The organism is Micromonospora sp. WMMD998, assembly GCF_029581235.1.
Taxonomy (GTDB): Bacteria; Actinomycetota; Actinomycetes; order Mycobacteriales; family Micromonosporaceae; genus Micromonospora.
In genome coordinates, this window is the sequence record NZ_CP120740.1 from 4566883 (window position 1) to 4583417 (window position 16535).

General features: G+C 69.5%; 12 protein-coding genes. 1 reads left to right on the plus strand and 11 read right to left on the minus strand.

What is annotated here, in order from left to right:
* Positions 1–5: 5 nt before the first annotated feature.
* The 6 genes from yjfF to araB all read right to left on the minus strand — a co-directional run bounded on the left by yjfF (position 6) and on the right by araB (position 7129).
* A complete protein-coding gene (yjfF, locus tag O7619_RS20885) occupies positions 6–998 on the minus strand; it encodes a galactofuranose ABC transporter, permease protein YjfF (protein ID WP_282282894.1) in 993 nt (330 codons plus the stop codon).
* Positions 995–2065 (minus strand): ABC transporter permease, encoded by a 1071-nt coding sequence (locus O7619_RS20890; RefSeq protein WP_282282895.1) that lies wholly within the window; start codon positions 2063–2065, stop codon positions 995–997. The genes yjfF and O7619_RS20890 overlap by 4 nt, the downstream gene beginning before the upstream one ends.
* A complete protein-coding gene (locus O7619_RS20895) occupies positions 2062–3603 on the minus strand; it encodes a sugar ABC transporter ATP-binding protein (RefSeq protein WP_282282896.1) in 1542 nt (513 codons plus the stop codon). The genes O7619_RS20890 and O7619_RS20895 overlap by 4 nt, the downstream gene beginning before the upstream one ends.
* A gap of 72 nt (positions 3604–3675) precedes the next feature.
* The gene (locus O7619_RS20900) at positions 3676–4671 is read right to left on the minus strand and encodes an ABC transporter substrate-binding protein (RefSeq protein ID WP_282282897.1); all 996 of its coding nucleotides are present in this window, start codon (positions 4669–4671) and stop codon (positions 3676–3678) included.
* Positions 4672–4766: 95 nt separating this feature from the next.
* A complete protein-coding gene (locus tag O7619_RS20905; RefSeq protein ID WP_282282899.1) occupies positions 4767–5450 on the minus strand; it encodes an L-ribulose-5-phosphate 4-epimerase in 684 nt (227 codons plus the stop codon).
* Positions 5447–7129, minus strand: coding sequence for a ribulokinase (gene araB, locus O7619_RS20910; protein ID WP_282282901.1), 1683 nt, complete (start codon positions 7127–7129; stop codon positions 5447–5449). The genes O7619_RS20905 and araB overlap by 4 nt, the downstream gene beginning before the upstream one ends.
* 674 nt (positions 7130–7803) lie before the next feature.
* Here araB and O7619_RS20915 point away from each other — a divergent pair.
* Positions 7804–9438 (plus strand): ricin-type beta-trefoil lectin domain protein, encoded by a 1635-nt coding sequence (locus tag O7619_RS20915; protein ID WP_282282902.1) that lies wholly within the window; start codon positions 7804–7806, stop codon positions 9436–9438.
* 50 nt (positions 9439–9488) lie between these two features.
* Here O7619_RS20915 and mmsB read toward each other — a convergent pair whose 3' ends face one another.
* The 5 genes from mmsB to O7619_RS20940 all read right to left on the minus strand — a co-directional run bounded on the left by mmsB (position 9489) and on the right by O7619_RS20940 (position 16497).
* A complete protein-coding gene (mmsB, locus tag O7619_RS20920) occupies positions 9489–10739 on the minus strand; it encodes a multiple monosaccharide ABC transporter permease (RefSeq protein WP_282282903.1) in 1251 nt (416 codons plus the stop codon).
* Positions 10736–12274 (minus strand): multiple monosaccharide ABC transporter ATP-binding protein, encoded by a 1539-nt coding sequence (gene mmsA / locus O7619_RS20925; RefSeq protein WP_282282904.1) that lies wholly within the window; start codon positions 12272–12274, stop codon positions 10736–10738. The genes mmsB and mmsA overlap by 4 nt, the downstream gene beginning before the upstream one ends.
* An 82-nt stretch (positions 12275–12356) precedes the next feature.
* The gene (gene chvE, locus O7619_RS20930) at positions 12357–13496 is read right to left on the minus strand and encodes a multiple monosaccharide ABC transporter substrate-binding protein (protein ID WP_282282905.1); all 1140 of its coding nucleotides are present in this window, start codon (positions 13494–13496) and stop codon (positions 12357–12359) included.
* Positions 13497–13697: 201 nt separating this feature from the next.
* Positions 13698–15041 carry a PHB depolymerase family esterase gene (locus O7619_RS20935; protein ID WP_282282906.1) on the minus strand — a complete coding sequence of 448 codons (1344 nt, stop codon included), beginning with the start codon at positions 15039–15041 and terminating at the stop codon, positions 13698–13700.
* A 79-nt stretch (positions 15042–15120) separates the two neighbouring features.
* A complete protein-coding gene (locus O7619_RS20940) occupies positions 15121–16497 on the minus strand; it encodes an endo-1,4-beta-xylanase (protein ID WP_282282907.1) in 1377 nt (458 codons plus the stop codon).
* Between the last annotated feature and the right edge of the window lie 38 nt (positions 16498–16535).

Sequence of the window (16535 nt, forward strand, 5' to 3'; positions counted from 1 at the left end):
TGCCATCACTTGAACCGGATGCCGATGAGGCGCTGGAGGAGGATGAACGCGAAGAGCAGACCGCCGATCACGATCTTGGTCCACCAGGAGTTGAGGCTGCCGTCGAACGTGATCAGGGTCTGGATGACGCCCAGCACCAGCACGCCGAGGACGGTGCCGAAGACGTATCCGGACCCGCCGGTGAGCACGGTCCCGCCGATCACCACCGCGGCGATCACGTCCAGCTCCATGCCGACGGCGATCAGCGGCGCACCGGACAGCGTGTAGAACGACAGCAGGAGGCCGCCGATGGCCGAGCAGAGCCCACTGATCGTGTAGACGGCGATCCGGGTCCGCCCGACCGGCAGACCCATCAGCAGCGCCGACTGCGCGTTGCCGCCGACCGCGTACACGTTGCGGCCGAACCGGGTGTACGCCAGCACGTACGCGGCGATCAGCACCACCGCGAACGCGATCAGCACGCTGATCGAGACGAAGTTCCCGGCCGGGTTGCCGATCCGCTCCTGGGACATGCCGGTCCAGAAGCCGTCGGTGATGGAGATCGAGGAGCCACTGATGAACGTGCACATGCCCCGGGCGAAGAACATCCCGGCGAGTGTGACGATGAATGGCTGGATCTCGAAGAAGTGGATCGCGCAGCCCATCAGGAACCCGAGCGTGGGGCCGATGAGCAGCGCGATGACGAGCACCAGGGCCGCCGGCATGCCGTCGCGGAGCAGGGCGGCCGACACCATCGCGGTCATCGCGACCACCGAGCCGACGGACAGGTCGATGCCGCCGGTGAGGATCACGAACGTCATCCCGACCGCGACCACGAGAACGAAACCGTTATCGATGAAGACGTTGAAGATCACCTGAACGTTGGAGAAGGCGCGGTACTGGGACACGCCGATGCCGTACATGACCAGCAGCAGCGCGAGCGTGGCCAGCACCGGGACGTGCCGTCGGGGCAGGCTGGGCCGCCAGGACCGGACGGCGGACAACGACGTGCTGCTCATGCCGAAACCTGCTCCTTCTCCCGCTGCGGCGTGGCCGGACCGGGTTCGACGCCGCGCCGGCGCCGCCGGAACCGGGCCCGGAACGCCGGGGCCTGCACCAGGCAGACGGCGATGACGACGACGGCCTTGAACAGCAGCGACGTCTGCGGCGAGATGTTCATGGCGTACACGGTGGTGGTCAGGGTCTGGATGATCAACGCGCCGAGGACGGTGCCGCCGAGGGAGAACCGGCCGCCGGCCAGCGAGGTGCCGCCGATCACCACCGCGAGGATCGCGTCCAACTCGATCCAGAGCCCGGCGGCGTTGCCGTCGGCGCTCGACACGTTCGCGGTGACCATGAAGCCGGCGAGCGCGGCGCACGCGGCGCTGACCACGTAGACGAGGAAGACCACCCGGCGCGACCGGATGCCGGCCAGCCGGCTGGCCTCGGCGTTGCCGCCGACCGACTCGACGATCAGCCCGAGCGCGGTGCGCCGGGTGAACGCGGCCACCAGCAGCGCCGCGGCGAGCGCGATCAGGATGGCCAGCGGCAGGGTCAGGAAGTGCCCGAGCCCGATCGCCCGGTAGGGCTCGGAGTTGATCGTGATGATCTGGCCCTCGGTGACCAGTTGGGCGATGCCCCGGCCGGCCACCATCAGGATCAGCGTGGCGATGATGGGCTGGATGCCGATGACGGAGACCAGCACGCCGTTCCACGCGCCGAGCACGAGCGCGGCCCCGAAGGCCAGGGCCAGCGCGGTGAGCACGGTGGACGGGCTGTTCTGGTCGGCCGACTCACTGATGTGCAGGCAGGCGATCGCGCCGCTGATGGCACAGAGTGAGCCGACGGACAGGTCGATGCCGCCGGTGGCGATGACCAGGGTCATGCCGAGCGCGACCAGGATCAGCGGCGCGCTCAACCGGAGGATGTCGATCGGCGTGCCGTACAGGTGGCCGCCCTTGACCTCCACGGCGAGGAAGCCGGGCCGGTAGGCGGTGTTCGCGGCGATCATCACCACGAGCACCAGGACCGGCCAGAACAGCCGGTGCCCGGTCAGCGGGCGGAGGCGGTCGGTGACGGTGTTCATCGGTTCACCTCCTCCCGGGTGGTTCCGCTGGCGATGGTGCGCATGACGCGGTCCGCGTCGAGCGAGCCGTCGTTGTCGAGTTGGGCGACCATCTCACGGTCGCGCATGACCGCGACCCGGTGGCTCAGGCGCAGCACCTCCTCCAGCTCGGCGGAGATGAACAGCACCGCCATGCCGCCGTCGGAGAGCTGCACCACCAGCTTCTGGATCTCGGCCTTGGCGCCGACGTCGATGCCGCGGGTGGGCTCGTCGAGGATGAGCAGGCGCGGCTCGGTGATGAGCCAGCGCGCCAGCAGCACCTTCTGCTGGTTGCCGCCGGAGAGGTTGCGCACCGGCAGCTCCGGGTTCGCCGGCCGGATGCTGAGCGCCTCGACGTACTTCTGCACCAGCTCGTCCTGGCGGCGGCGCGGGATCGGCCGCAGCCAGCCGCGCGCCGCCTGCATCGCCAGGATCATGTTCTCCCGGACCGACAGCTCGGGCACGATGCCCTCCGCGCGGCGGTTCTCCGAGCAGAAGCCGATCCCCTGGCCGATGGCCTGGACCGGGGTACGCAGCGGGGCCCGGCCGCCGTCGAACAGGACCTGGCCGTGGTCGGCGCGGTCGGCGCCGAAGAGCAGCCGGGCGACCTCCGTCCGGCCGGAGCCGAGCAGACCGGCCAGCCCGACCACCTCACCGGCGTGGATACGCAGGCTGAACGGGGCGACCGCGCCACGGCGGCCCAGTTCGGCGGCATCCACGAGCGGGGCCTTGTCGTCCGGCGCGACGGTGGCGCGCTCCTGCTGCACGTCGAGCCCTTCCAGCACGTCCAGCTCCTGGCCGATCATCTTCTCCACCAGGCTGAACTGCGGCAGCTCCTCGGTCCGGTACTCCCCCACCAGGCTGCCGTTGCGCAGCACGGTGATCCGGTCGGCGATGCCGTAGACCTGGTCCAGGAAGTGGGTGACGAACAGGATCGCGATCCCGTCGTCCCGCAACTGGCGCATGATCCGGAACAACTGGGCGACCTCGCCGGAGTCCAGGCTGGAGGTCGGTTCGTCGAGGATGAGCACCCGGGCCTGGACGTCGATGGCCCGGGCGATGGCGACCATCTGCTGCACGGCGAGGGAGTATGTCCCGAGCTGAGCCCCGACGTCGAGGTCGAGGTCGAGCCGGGCCAGGAGCTGACGCGCCCGCCGGCGCATCTCGCCCCACCGCACGGCGCCCAGGCGGCGGGGTTCCCGGCCGATGAAGATGTTCTCCGCCACCGACAGGTTCGTGCAGAGGTTCACCTCCTGGTAGACGGTGCTCACACCGGCTGCGGCGGCCTGCATCGGCCCGCTGAACGACACCTGGTCGCCGGCGAGCGTGACGGTGCCGGCGTCGGTGCCGTAGACGCCTGTCAACACCTTGATCAGGGTGGACTTGCCGGCGCCGTTCTCACCCATGAGGGCGTGGACCTCGCCCGGGAACAGCCGGAAGTCGACGTCGTGCAGCGCACGGACGCCGGGGAAGGACTTGCTGATTCCGGTCATGGTCAGGACCGGACGGTCACCCGTCATGCCATCGAACCTCTTCTGGGAACGTGGTGGCACGGGGGTCGCCGTCGGCGTGACGGCGACCCCCGGTGTGGATCAGTACTTGCGGTTGGGGAGGGCTTCCTTCGCCGTCGTCTGGGTGAAGGTGGTCTCCTCGGTCTCGATCCGAGCCGGCACCTCCTCGCCCGCCGCGACCTTCTTCGTCAGGTCCATGAGCTGCGGGCCGAGCAGCGGGCTGCACTCCGCGATGAAGTTGAACTTGCCGTCGGCCAGGGCCTGCATGCCGTCCTTCACCGCGTCCACGGTGATGATGGTGATGTCCTTGCCCGGCACCTTGCCGGCCGCGGTGATCGCCTCGAGCGCGCCCAGGCCCATGTCGTCGTTGTGCGCGAAGAGCACGTCGATCTTCGGGTTGGCCTTGAGGAACTGCTCCATCACCTGCTTGCCGCCGGCGCGGGTGAAGTCACCGGACTGCGACGCGATGATCTTGAGGTTGGGGTTGGCCGCGATGGCCTCGCCGAAACCCTTCTTCCGGTCGTTGGCCGGCGCCGAGCCGGTGGTGCCCTGAAGCTCGACGATGTTGACCGGGCCGGTGGCGGACTTCTTCTCCTCCACCAGCCACTCGCCGGCGAGCCGGCCCTCCTTGACGAAGTCGGAGCCGAGGAACGTCTTGTAGAGCGACTTGTCGGCCGAGTCGACGGCGCGGTCGGTCAGGATGACCGGGATGTTCGCGTCCTTGGCCTCCTTGAGCACGGTGTCCCAGCCGGACTCCACCACCGGCGAGAAGGCGATCACGTCGACCTTCTGCTGGATGAAGTTCCGGATCGCCTTGATCTGGTTCTCCTGCTTCTGCTGCGCGTCGTCGAACTTCAGCTCGATGCCCGCCTCGCTCGCCGCCTCCTTGATCGAGGTGGTGTTGGCGGTACGCCAGCCGCTCTCCGCGCCGACCTGGGAGAAGCCCAGGACGAGCTTGTCGTCGCCGCCGCCGGAATCGCCGCCGGTGTCGCTGTTGCCGCAGGCGGCCATGCTGCCGGCGAGCAGCACGCCGGCAAGGGCCGCGATGACCGTACGGGCCATACTCCTGGTTCGCATCGTTCTCCTTGTGGGTGGGGTGATCCGGGCGCGCGACCGGCGGAGCCGGGGCGACCGGTTTGTGGTGGTGGGATGAGAGGTGGTGCTGGTCCGAGTCACCCGGTGGGCGGGCGTTGGCCGTACACGTTCTGGTAGCGGTCGTGGAGCGCGTCGATGTCGGCCGGCGCGATCGCCAGCGGCTGTCCGAGCGCGCGGGCCAGGTGCGCCGTGCGCGCGACGTCCTCGCACATCACCGCGGCCTTGACCGCCGCGCGGGCGTTCTTGCCGATGGTGAAGACGCCGTGGTTGCGCATGAGCACCGCGGGTGACCGGTGCCCGGACAGCGTGCTGACGATGCCCTTGCCGATGTCGTCGCCGCCGATCAGCGCGAACGGCCCGACCGGGATCTCGCCACCGAACTCGTCCGCCTGCGCGGTCAGCCAGCACGGGATCGACTCGCCCCGGGCCGCCCAGGCGGTGGCGTATCCGCTGTGCGTGTGCACGACGCCGCCGACCTCGGGCATCGCGCGGTAGACGTAGGCGTGCGCGGCGGTGTCGCTGGACGGCGAGCCACCGCCGTCGACCACGACGCCGTTCAGGTCGCAGAGCACCATGGTGTCGGCGGTCAGGTCGTCGTAGTCCACCCCGCTCGGCTTGATCACCATGAGGTCCTGCCCGGGAACCCGCGCGGAGACGTTGCCGGAGGTCCAGGCGACCAGGTTGTAGCGGGTCAGCTCGCGGTGCAGACCGGCGACCGTCTGCCGCAGCGCGGCGATCTGCCGGGCGACGTCGGCGTTCATGCGACCACCTCCAGGGTCGAGTCGTGCGGTGCCGCGGCGGCGTCCACCGCCGCGTTCCGGATCGCCCGCAGGCGGAGCATGACGTCGTTCCCGCCGCGACCGAAGTGGTCGTGCAACGCCCGGTATTCGGCGTAGAGCGCGTCGTAGGCCCGGACGTTGGCCGGGATCGGCCGGTAGACGCCCTCGTCGACCCGGCCCATGGCCGCCGACGCCTCGTGCACCGTCGGGTACGCCCCGGCGGCGACCGCGGCGTGGATGGCCGACCCGAGCGCCGGCCCCTGGGCCGAGCCGATGATGCTCAGCGGCCGGTTGGTGACGTCGGCGTAGATCTGCATCAGCAGCCGGTTCGAGGTCAGCCCGCCGGCCACCACCAGGTCGTCGACCGGCACGCCCGCCTCGGCGAACGCCTCGATGATCATCCGGGTGCCGTAGGCGGTGGCCTCCAGCAGCGCGCGGTAGACGTCCGCCGGCCGGGTGGCCAGCGTCAGCCCGACGACGAGCCCGCTGAGGTCGTGGTTGACGAGCAGCGAGCGGTTGCCGTTCCACCAGTCCAGCGCCACCAGGCCGTGCGCGCCGACCGGCTGGGCGGCGGCCAGCTCGGTGAGCCGCTCGTGCGTGTCCAGGCCGGCCGGGGCGGCGTGCCGCACGAACCACCCGAAGATGTCGCCCACGCCGCTCTGCCCGGCCTCGTAGCCCCAGGCGCCGGGGCTGATGCCGCCGTCGACCACACCGCACATCCCGGGAACCTCGGCCGGGTGGGTGCCGTTGAGCACGTGACAGGTGGAGGTGCCCATGATCGCCACCAGCCGGCCCGGGTGCAGCGCCTGGGCGGAGGCGGAGGTGACATGCGCGTCGACGTTGCCGACCGCGACCGCGATGCCCTCGGGCAGCCCGGTCCAGGCCGCGGCGCGCGCGCTGAGCGTGCCGGCCCGGTCGCCGAGCGGCAGCAGCGGGCCGTCCAGCTTGGTCACGAAGTCGGTGAAGGCCGGGTCGAGCGCGGCCAGGTAGTCCGGCGACGGGTACCGCCCGTCCTGCCGGATGCCCTTGTAGCCGGCGGTGCAGGCGTTGCGGGTCTCCGCGCCGCACAGCTCCCACACGATCCAGTCGGCGGCTTCGATGAAGCGCTCGGCCCGCCGGTAGACCTCGGGGTCCTCGGCCAGGATCTGCAACCCCTTGGCGAACTGCCACTCGGCGGAGATCTTGCCGCCGTAGCGGCCGATCCACGGCTCGCCCCGCTCGTGCGCCAGGGCGTTGATCCGGTCGGCCTGCGGTTGCGCGGCGTGGTGCTTCCAGAGCTTGACCCAGGCGTGCGGTCGGTGACGCAGCTCCGGCACCTCGCACAGTGGGGTGCCGTCGGCGAGCGTCGGCAGCACGGTGCAGGCGGTGAAGTCGGTGCCGATCCCGATCACCCGGGCCGGGTCCACGCCGGCGGCGGCCAGCGCGGCGGGCACCGCCTCGCGCAGCACGTCACGGTAGTCGTCGGGATCCTGCAACGCCCAGTCCGGGGGCAGCGGCGGTCCACCGTCGGGCAGGACCGTCTCGATCACCCCGCGCCGGTATTCGTGCACCGCCGTGCCGAGTTCGGCCCCGTCGCGGACCCGCACCACGAGCGCCCGCCCGGACAGCGTGCCGAAATCGACCCCGATCACGTACCGGTCGGCCGCGTCCACCTCGCTCATTTGCACCTCTCCCGTGTCACGGAGTTAGTGTTAGCGCTCACATATACATCCGTCAAGACACTCGAACGCAACGGGTGCGTAACGGGAACGGTCGCCGCGCGACACCCACCGCGGACGGCTCGGGTACCGGCCCGCCCGTCCCTCGCGGGAGATCCACGAGAGCGACCGACAGTCGACGGATCCGGGCCCACGCGACGCGATGTTAACGAGAACAATCGATGCCTCACGTCGCCGCTCGTCGATCACCCGCCCGCACCCCGGCACGGAGGCCGGGCCGTCCGCCGGACAGGCCGTCAGAGGGGCTCTCAACGGCACTTTTTCCGTCCGGCCGAGTTTCTGACGGCGCTGTCGACGAGCGTTACGAGACGCCTTCAACTATTTACACAGTTTGATGTCAGCGATAACATCCGCGGCATCACTACGCCGGCGTGCCATCCCCGGGCGGACGCAACCGGCACGCAGCGAGGTGGCGGCCGGCGGCGTCCCGGCCATCGCCGAACCCACCACCGAAGAGCGGCTGCCTTCGATCCACCGGTCCCCTCAGGACCACGGCTCCCCGGTGCCCACCGACGACCCGTGGCCCGGACCGCGGCAGGCGGTCGCTCCCCTGAAGGGCGCCGGCCCCGTCGGCGCCCGTCAACCGAGGAGGACCTGTGCGTAGAAGGACACGATGGATGATGGCCGCCCTGGGAGTGGCGGCGGTCACCCTCGCGGCCACCGTCACCGACGGGGTGGTCGCCCCGCAGCCGGCGCGGGCGCTGGACAACGGTGCGGCTCGTACGCCGCCGATGGGGTGGAACAGTTGGAACACGTTTGGTTGCAACATCAGTGAGTCGTTGATCCGGCAGATGGCTGATGCGATGGTCAGTTCGGGGATGCGGGATGCCGGGTATCAGTATGTGGTGGTGGATGATTGTTGGATGAATCCGAATCGGGATTCGGCGGGGAATTTGCAGGGGGATCCGGGTCGGTTTCCGTCGGGGATGAAGGCCCTGGGTGACTACATTCATGCGCGGGGGTTGAAGTTCGGGATCTATCAGGGTCCGTTGACGAAGACGTGTGCGCAGTATTTCAACAGTTATCCGGGGTCGACGGGGGCGCAGGGGCATGAGGTGCAGGACGCGCGGCAGTTCGCGGCGTGGGGGGTGGATTATCTGAAGTATGACTGGTGTTCGCCGTCGGGGTCGATCGATGAGCAGGTGCGGGTGTTCAACCTGATGCGGGATGCCCTCGCCGGGACGGGTCGGCCGATCGTGTACAGCATCAACTCCAACAGTGTGCACTCGAAGACGGGTCCGCAGCGGGACTGGGGTGATGTGGCGAACATGTGGCGGACCACGGAGGACATCACGAACACGTGGAACTCGGGTCAGACCAACGGGTATCCGATGGGGATTCAGAACATTGTGGACGTGACGGTGCCGCTTGCGGGGCGGGCGAAGCCGGGGGCGTTCAACGACATGGACATGTTGGAGGTGGGTCGGGGTGGGATGACCGACACGGAGATGCGGAGTCATTTCGCGTTGTGGGCGGTGATGGCGTCGCCGTTGATCGCGGGTAATGATCTGCGGAACATGAACGCGGCGACGCAGGCGATTCTGAAGAATCCGACGTTGATCGGGATCAGTCAGGATGCGTTGGCGTTGCAGGCGGCGCAGGTGTCGTTCGACGGTACTCGTCGGGTGTTGGCGAAGCGGTTGGCCAACGGTGATGTGGCGGTGGCGTTGTTCAACCAGGGCAGTGGCACCACCACGATCTCCACCACCGCGGCGGCGGTGGGTAAGAGCGGCACCTCGTTCACGTTGCGCGACGCGTGGACCGACACGACGAGCACCACGTCCGGCGCGATCTCGGCGAGCGTGCCCGGCCACGGCACCGTCGTCTACCGGGTCAGCGGGGGCGGCACCACCACCCCGCCGCCCACCCCGACCACGTTCCGGCTGCGCAGCGAGTCGTCCGGCCGGTGCCTCGACGTCGACAACGGCGGCACCGCGAACGGCACCGGCACGCTGATCTGGGACTGCCACGGCAACTCCAACCAGCAGTTCACCGCCAGCGGGCAGACGCTCCAGGTGCTGGGCAAGTGCCTCGACGTGCCGACCAGCGCGACCAACGGCACCCGGGTGCAGATCTGGGACTGCAACGGCGGCACCAACCAGCAGTGGACGTTCAACGGCAACGGCACGGTGAGCAACGTGCGGTTCCCGTCCCTGTGCCTGGACGTCGACGGCGCCGCCAGCGCCAACGGCACCCGGGTGATCCTCTGGACCTGTCACGGCAACACCAACCAGCGGTGGAGCCGGGCGTGACCGTGCGGCCGGCCGGACGGCTTCCCCGCCGTCCGGCCGGCCGGCCGGGCTCAGCGGCTGCCCGCGGCGCGGCGCTTGTTCCAGATGTCGAACGCCACCGCGGCGAGGAGCACCAGGCCCTTCACCACCGACTGGATGGACTGGTCCACGCCCATGAGCTGCATGCCGTTGCTCATCACCGCCATGATCAGGCCACCGACCATCGCGCCGACGACGGTGCCGACCCCACCGGTGACCGCCGCGCCGCCGATGAAGGCCGCCGCGATCGCGTCCAGCTCGAACATGTTGCCGGCCGCCGGCTGGGCCCCGTTGGAGCGGGACGAGTAGATCACCCCGGCCACCGCGGAGAGGAAGCCCATGTTGACGAAGACCCAGAAGTTGACCGTCTTGACCCGCACGCCGGACAGCGTCGCCGCCGGCAGGTTGCCGCCGATCGCGTAGACCTGACGACCGAAGACCGTGCGGCGGGTGAGCAGGCCGTAGATGAGCACCAGCACGGCCAGGATGATCAGCACGATCGGCAGGCCACGCGCGTGGGCGAGCTGCCACGCGAACCACATGACGACGGCGCCGACCACCACCACCCGGACGACGAACAGCGGGAACGACTCCACCGGCTGCTCGTGGCGGATCCGGGCCAGCCGGGTCCGGTAGACGCTCGCGGCGTACCCGACCACCGCGAAGACACCGATCAGCAGCGTGAAGGCGTCGAAGCCCTGCCCACCGAGGAGCCCGTTGAGGAACCCGGCGGCGACCCGCTGGTATTCGGACGGGAACGGCGACAGCGAGATGTTGTCAAGCACCCGCAGGGTCAGGCCGCGGAACAACAACATGCCGGCCAGGGTGACGATGAAGGCCGGGATCCCGGCGTACGCGACCCAGAGGCCGTGCCAGGCCCCGACCGCGACGCCCACGGCGAGGGCGGCGAGGACGCCGACCCACCAGGGCATGCCCTCGCGGATCACCAGCACGGCCGAGACCGCCCCGGTGAGCGCCACCACCGATCCGACGGACAGGTCGATGTGCCCGCCGATGATCACGATGACCATGCCGATCGCGAGCACCAGGATGTAGGAGTACTGCAGGACGATGTTGGTGAGGTTGCCGGGGCTGAGCGAGACGCCGTCGGTGAGGATCGCGAACAGCGCGACGATCACCACGAGGGCGATGTAGATGCCGCTCTGGCGCAGGTTGCCGAGGATCAGCGTCCGCGGGTCGCTGGTCCCGGTGTGCAGGGTGGCGCCCGCACCGGCGTCGGGCGCGGTGGCCTTCGGCGAGGCGGAGGGCTTCGTGCTGGTCATCCGACGAGATCCCTGTCCTTGGTCATGAGTTCCATCAGGTTCTCCTGGGTGGCCTCGCCCACCGGCAACTCCCCGGTGATCCGACCGGCCGCCAGGGTGTAGATGCGGTCGCACATGCCGAGCAGCTCGGGCAGCTCGGAGGAGATGATGACGACGGCCTTCCCGGCCGCCACCAGGCGGTTGACGATCGTGTAGATCTCGAACTTCGCGCCGACGTCGATGCCCCGGGTCGGCTCGTCGAGGATCAGCACGTCCGGGTCGGTGAACAGCCACTTCGCCAGCACGACCTTCTGCTGGTTGCCGCCGGAGAGCTTGCCCACCACGGACATGACGGTCGGCGCCTTGATGTTCATGTCACGCCGGCCCCGCTCGGCGACCTTGATCTCCTCGTTGCCGTCGATCCAGCCGTTGCGCGCGAGCTTGCCCAACGCCGCGGCCGAGATGTTGCCCCGCACGTCGTCGATCAGGTTGAGGCCGTAGTGCTTGCGGTCCTCGGTGGCGTACGCGATGCCGTTGGCGATCGCCTCGGCCACCGTCCTGGTCCGCACCTCGCGGCCGTTGACGAAGATCCGGCCGGAGATGTCCCGCCCGTACGCGCGACCGAACACGCTCATCGCCAGCTCGGTGCGGCCGGCGCCCATCAACCCGGCGATGCCGACCACCTCGCCGGCGCGGACCGAGAGCGAGGCCCGGTCGACCACCAGCCGGTCCTGGGTCGGATGGCGCACCGTCCAGTCCTCGATCCGCAGCACCTCGGCGCCGGGTGTGGACGTGCGGGTCGGGTAGAACGCGGCGAGGTCGCGGCCGACCATGCCCCGGATGATCCGCTCCTGGGTCGCCGTGCCGTCGCTCATGTCGAGCGTCTCGACCGTCCGGCCGTCCCGGATCACCGTGGTCGAGTCCGCGATCGCGGTGATCTCACCGAGCTTGTGGGAGATCATGATGCAGGTGATGCCCTGGTCCCGCAGCCGGCGCAGCAGGTCCAGCAGGTGCGCCGAGTCGACCTCGTTCAGCGCGGCGGTCGGCTCGTCCAGGATGAGCAGCCGCACCTTCTTGGACAGCGCCTTGGCGATCTCCACCAACTGCTGCTTGCCCACGCCGAGCTGGATGACCGGGGTCAACGGGTTCTCGTCCAGCCCGACCGAGCGCAGCAACGCCGCGGCCTCCGCGTTGGTCCGGTGCCAGTCGATCAGCCCACTGCGCCCGCGGCGCTCGTTGCCGAGGAAGATGTTCTCCGCGATCGACAGGTACGGCACCAGCGCCAGCTCCTGGTGGATGATGACGACGCCCCGGGACTCGCTGTCCCGGATGCCCCGGAACTCGACCGGCTTGCCGTCGAGGACGATCTCGCCGTCGTAGCTGCCGGCCGGGTACACCCCGGACAGCACCTTCATCAGGGTGGACTTGCCGGCGCCGTTCTCGCCGCAGATCGCGTGGATCTCGCCGCGCCGGACGGCGAGCGAGACGTCCTGGAGCGCGGCCACTCCGGGAAAGGTCTTCGTGATGTTCCGCATTTCGAGGATGTGATCGCTCATGGAAACCGTCCTGCTCGGGGCCGTCGCGTCGGTACGCCGGTGGACCCGGTGACGCGCTGCGCCACCGGGTCCACCCGGCGGATCAGCCGGCCCGTCCGGCGGCGACCTCCTCGGCGGTCAGGTAGCCGGAATCGATCAGCGCCGACTTGATGTCCTCCTTGTAGACGGTCTGCACCGGCAGCAGGAACGCGGGCACGACCTTGACCCCGTTGTCGTACGCCTTGGTGTCGTTCGCCTTCGGCTCCTCCTTCTTGAGGAACGCCTCGGCGGCGACCACTGCCTGCTCGGCCAGCAGGCGGGTGTCCTTGAAGACGGTCGAGCTCTGGACGCCGTCGTTGATGAGCTTGACCGACGCGACCTCGGCGTCCTGGCCGGTGATCACCGGCATCTTCTTGGCCCCGCCGCGGTAGCCGGCGTTCTGCAGGGCGGTGATGATGCCCCGGGACAGTCCGTCGAACGGCGACAACACCCCGTCGACCTTGGTGCCGTCGTTGTAGCTGGAGGTGAGCAGGTCCTCCATCCGCTTCTGCGCGGTCTCCTGCTGCCAGCGCAGGATCGCCACCTGCTCGATCTTCGTCTGGCCGGACTTCACCTTCAGCGTGCCGGCGTCGAAGTACGGCTTCAGCGTGTCCATCGCGCCGTTGAAGAAGAAGTGCGCGTTGTTGTCGTCGAGCGAGCCGGCGAACAGCTCCACGTTGAACGGGCCGGTCGCGCTGCCCTTCGAGCCGTCCTTGTTCTGCAGCCCGAGACCGACCAGGAGCGCGTTGGCCTGCGCCACGCCGACCTTGTAGTTGTCGAAGCTGACGTAGAAGTCGACGTTCGGGCTGTTGCGGATGAGCCGGTCGTAGGAGATGACCGGGATCTTCGCCGCCGCGGCGGCCTGGAGCTGACCGGTGAGCGCGGTGCCGTCGATCGGGGCGATCACCAGCACGTCCGCGCCCTGGGTGATCATCTGGTCGATCTGCTGCGACTGGGTGGGAATCTCGTCCCCGGCGTACTGCAGCTCGACCTTGTAGCCCTTCGCCTGGAGCTTCTCCTTCACCGAGTTGCCGTCGGCGATCCACCGTTCCGAGGTCTGGGTCGGCATCGACACGCCGATCGTCAGGTCGCTGGGCTTGGCCGAGCTCTTGTCCTCGCCGCCACCCGCGCCCTCACCGCTGCATGCGGCCAGGCTGACGGCGATCGCGACGCCGCCGAGCGCGGCCAGAAATCGTCTGCGCACGAGCTTTCCTCTCCCCTACGTACTCCACGAACCGCACAGGTATTCCTCCCGGGGAGTGTTAACGCTCACAAGTTGCACCGTCAACCGATCGGGCGAAACGCGCATGTCTCGTTCTCGTAACAAGACCACCGTGCGGAGGAGAGGAGAGCCGGGGGCGGCGCGACAACGGGTCGTCACGCCGCCCCCGGGTGGGCCGGGGATTCAGGAAGCCGCGCAGGTGGGCGTGAGGCCCGACGCGGTGCCGTTGCCCTGGAACCCGAACTCGGTGCTCTGGCCGGCGCCGAGCTGGCCGTTGTAGTCCACGTTCGCGAACCGCACCGTGCCGGTGCTGCCACTGGCCGTCGCGCTCCACGTGTTGGTCACACTGGCACCGCCCGGCAGCGTCAAGCTCACCGTCCAGCCCCGGGTGCCACCGGAACCGGCCGTCACCTTGACCGAAACCACGAAACCACCGGGCCACGAGTTCACCGACACCGACGCCGAACAACCACCCGTGCTCGGCGGCGGCGACGTCGTACTCGGCGGCGGCGTGGTCGGACTCGGCGGCGGAGTCGTCGGGCTCGGCGGCGGCGTGGTCGGACTCGGCGGCGGGGTGGTCGGGCTCGGCGGCGGCGTGGTCGCGCCGGTGCCGTCGAAGCCGAGGAACCGCACCGCCTGGGCGGCGTCGAACGGGATCGAGTGGCCGTAGCCCTGGAAGCTGATCGCCTCCACCGGCGGCATGCCACCGGTCGAGCCGTATCGGGTCCGGGTGGCGCTGGCCTGCGGGTAGTCGGTCATGCTCGGGGTCTGGGACACGCCCAGCACGTTCGTCCACTGCTTGATCTGCTCGCCGAAGTTGACGTAGCTGAGCGTGGTGTCCGTGGTGCCGTGCCAGATCTGCATCCGCGGACGCCGGCCGGTGTAGCCCGGATAGGCGTTGCGGACCAGGTCGCCCCACTGCTGCGGGGTCTTGGTGATCCGCCCGCCGGAGCAGTCGCTGTTCCACTCCGAGCCGTTGGTGGTGGCGAAGCAGCCGAACGGCACACCCGACGAGCTGACCCCGGCGTGGAACACGTCCGGGTACAGGCCCGCCATCACGTTGGTCATCATCGCGCCGGACGAAGCGCCGGCGACACCGACCCGGTCCGGGTCGACCGGGTAGCGGCCCTTGACATAGTCGATCATCGACTTGAGACCGACCGGGTCGCTGCCGCCACCGCGCCGCAGCGCCTGCGGCGACGACACGTCCCAGCACTTGCTGCTGCGGGTCACCGACGGGTAGATCACGATGAACCCGTAGCGGTCGGCCAGCGGGCTGTAGCCGGAACCGCTGTGCATCGCCGGACCGCTGCCGGTGCAGTAGTGCAGGACCAGCAGCAGGGCCGGCCGGGACGGGAGCCGGTCCGGCACGTACAGGTGCATCTGAAGGTTCGTCGGGTTGGTGCCGAAGTTGGTGACCTGGGTGAGCGCGGCGGCGGACGCCGGGCCGGCGGCGGTGACGACGGCGACCGCCGTCGTCAGGGCCGTCGCCAGCACGGCCGCGAGTAGCGCGATCTTCGCTCTCATCGGCGGTTCCTCCATGGTGGGGGTACGGACGGAGGCCGCCGGCCCGGCCCACGTGACGTGGGCCGGGCCGGCGGGCGGATCAGCTGGCGGAGCAGGTGGGCGTGAGGCCCGACGCGCTGCCGTTGCCCTGGAACCCGAACTCGGTGCTCTGGCCGGCGCCGAGCTGGCCGTTGTAGTCCACGTTCGCGAACCGCACCGTGCCGGTGCTGCCACTGGCCGTCGCGCTCCACGTGTTGGTCACACTGGCACCGCCCGGCAGCGTCAAGCTCACCGTCCAGCCCCGGGTGCCACCGGAACCGGCCGTCACCTTGACCGAAACCACGAAACCACCGGGCCACGAGTTCACCGACACCGACGCCGAACAACCACCCGTGCTCGGCGGCGGCGACGTCGTACTCGGCGGCGGCGTGGTGTTGTTCGGCGGCGGGGAGGTCGTGTTCGGCGGCGGCGTGCTGGTCCCGCCCGCGTTGAGCGCGTTCAGCACCGACGTGTACGCGGCCTTCTTGTTGCCACTGCAGTCGAAGAGCAGCGCGTTGTCCGAGCCGCGCCACGAGTCGCAGTCCCGCACGCCCCACACGGTGATGCCGGCGCAGCGTGACACCGCCAGGCAGGACCGGGTGACCGTGCCGAAGATGTTGGCCTGGTTGCCGCCGGACATCACGTCCAGCTCGGTGATCTGCACCTCCACGCCGAGGTCGGCGAAGCGCTGGAGGTTGGCCTGGTAGTCACCCGGGATCGTGGTGCCCAGGTGCGACTGGAAGCCGACGCAGTCGATCGGCACGCCACGGGACTTGAAGTCCCGCACCATGTTGTAGACGCCCGTCGACTTCGCGTTGATGCCGTCGGTGTTGTAGTCGTTGTAGCAGAGCTTCGCGCCCGGGTCGGCGGCCCGCGCGGCCCGGAACGCCGCCTCGATCCAGTCGTTGCCGGTGCGCTGGAGGTTGGAGTCGCGACGCCCGCCGCTGCCGCCGTCGGCGAACGCCTCGTTCACCACGTCCCAGGCGTAGATCTGGCCACGGAAGTGGGTGGCCACCTGGGTGACGTGGTTGATCGCCGCGTTACGCAACGCGGAGCCGGACAGACCCTGCGCCCAGCCCGGCTGCTGCTGGTGCCAGAGCAGGGCGTGGCCGCGGACGCTCATCCCGTTCGCCCGGGCGTGGCTGACCAGCCGGTCGCCGCCGGAGTAGTTGAACCGCCCCTGCTGGGGCTCGGTGGCGTCCCACTTCATCTCGTTCTCGGCCACCACGGAGTTGAACTCACGGTTCAGCACCGTCACGTACGTGTTGTCGGACAGCTTGTTGGTGGCGACCGCCGCGCCGAAGTAGCGGCCCTTCTCAGCCGCCGACGCACGCAGGGTGGTGCCGGCGCTGGCGGTGGGCGCCAGCGCCACCGCCATGCCGGCGGCGAGCACCCCGGCCAGCAGGCCGGTGGACAGCAGGGCTCTCGTGGGTCTCATGCAGGATTCCTCTTCCGGGTTACAGCGGTGGTGATGCG

Excerpts from the sequence above, each read along its gene's own strand:
- mmsA (WP_282282904.1), bottom strand. The coding sequence starts at position 12,274 with ATGAGCGATCACATCCTCGAAATGCGGAACATCACGAAGACCTTTCCC.
- O7619_RS20915 (WP_282282902.1), top strand. The coding sequence starts at position 7,804 with ATGATGGCCGCCCTGGGAGTGGCGGCGGTCACCCTCGCGGCCACCGTC.
- yjfF (WP_282282894.1), bottom strand. The coding sequence starts at position 998 with ATGAGCAGCACGTCGTTGTCCGCCGTCCGGTCCTGGCGGCCCAGCCTG.
- O7619_RS20940 (WP_282282907.1), bottom strand. The coding sequence starts at position 16,497 with ATGAGACCCACGAGAGCCCTGCTGTCCACCGGCCTGCTGGCCGGGGTG.
- O7619_RS20935 (WP_282282906.1), bottom strand. The coding sequence starts at position 15,041 with ATGAGAGCGAAGATCGCGCTACTCGCGGCCGTGCTGGCGACGGCCCTG.
- O7619_RS20905 (WP_282282899.1), bottom strand. The coding sequence starts at position 5,450 with ATGAACGCCGACGTCGCCCGGCAGATCGCCGCGCTGCGGCAGACGGTC.
- mmsB (WP_282282903.1), bottom strand. The coding sequence starts at position 10,739 with ATGACCAGCACGAAGCCCTCCGCCTCGCCGAAGGCCACCGCGCCCGAC.
- O7619_RS20890 (WP_282282895.1), bottom strand. The coding sequence starts at position 2,065 with ATGAACACCGTCACCGACCGCCTCCGCCCGCTGACCGGGCACCGGCTG.
- araB (WP_282282901.1), bottom strand. The coding sequence starts at position 7,129 with ATGAGCGAGGTGGACGCGGCCGACCGGTACGTGATCGGGGTCGATTTC.
- O7619_RS20900 (WP_282282897.1), bottom strand. The coding sequence starts at position 4,671 with ATGCGAACCAGGAGTATGGCCCGTACGGTCATCGCGGCCCTTGCCGGC.
- O7619_RS20895 (WP_282282896.1), bottom strand. The coding sequence starts at position 3,603 with ATGACGGGTGACCGTCCGGTCCTGACCATGACCGGAATCAGCAAGTCC.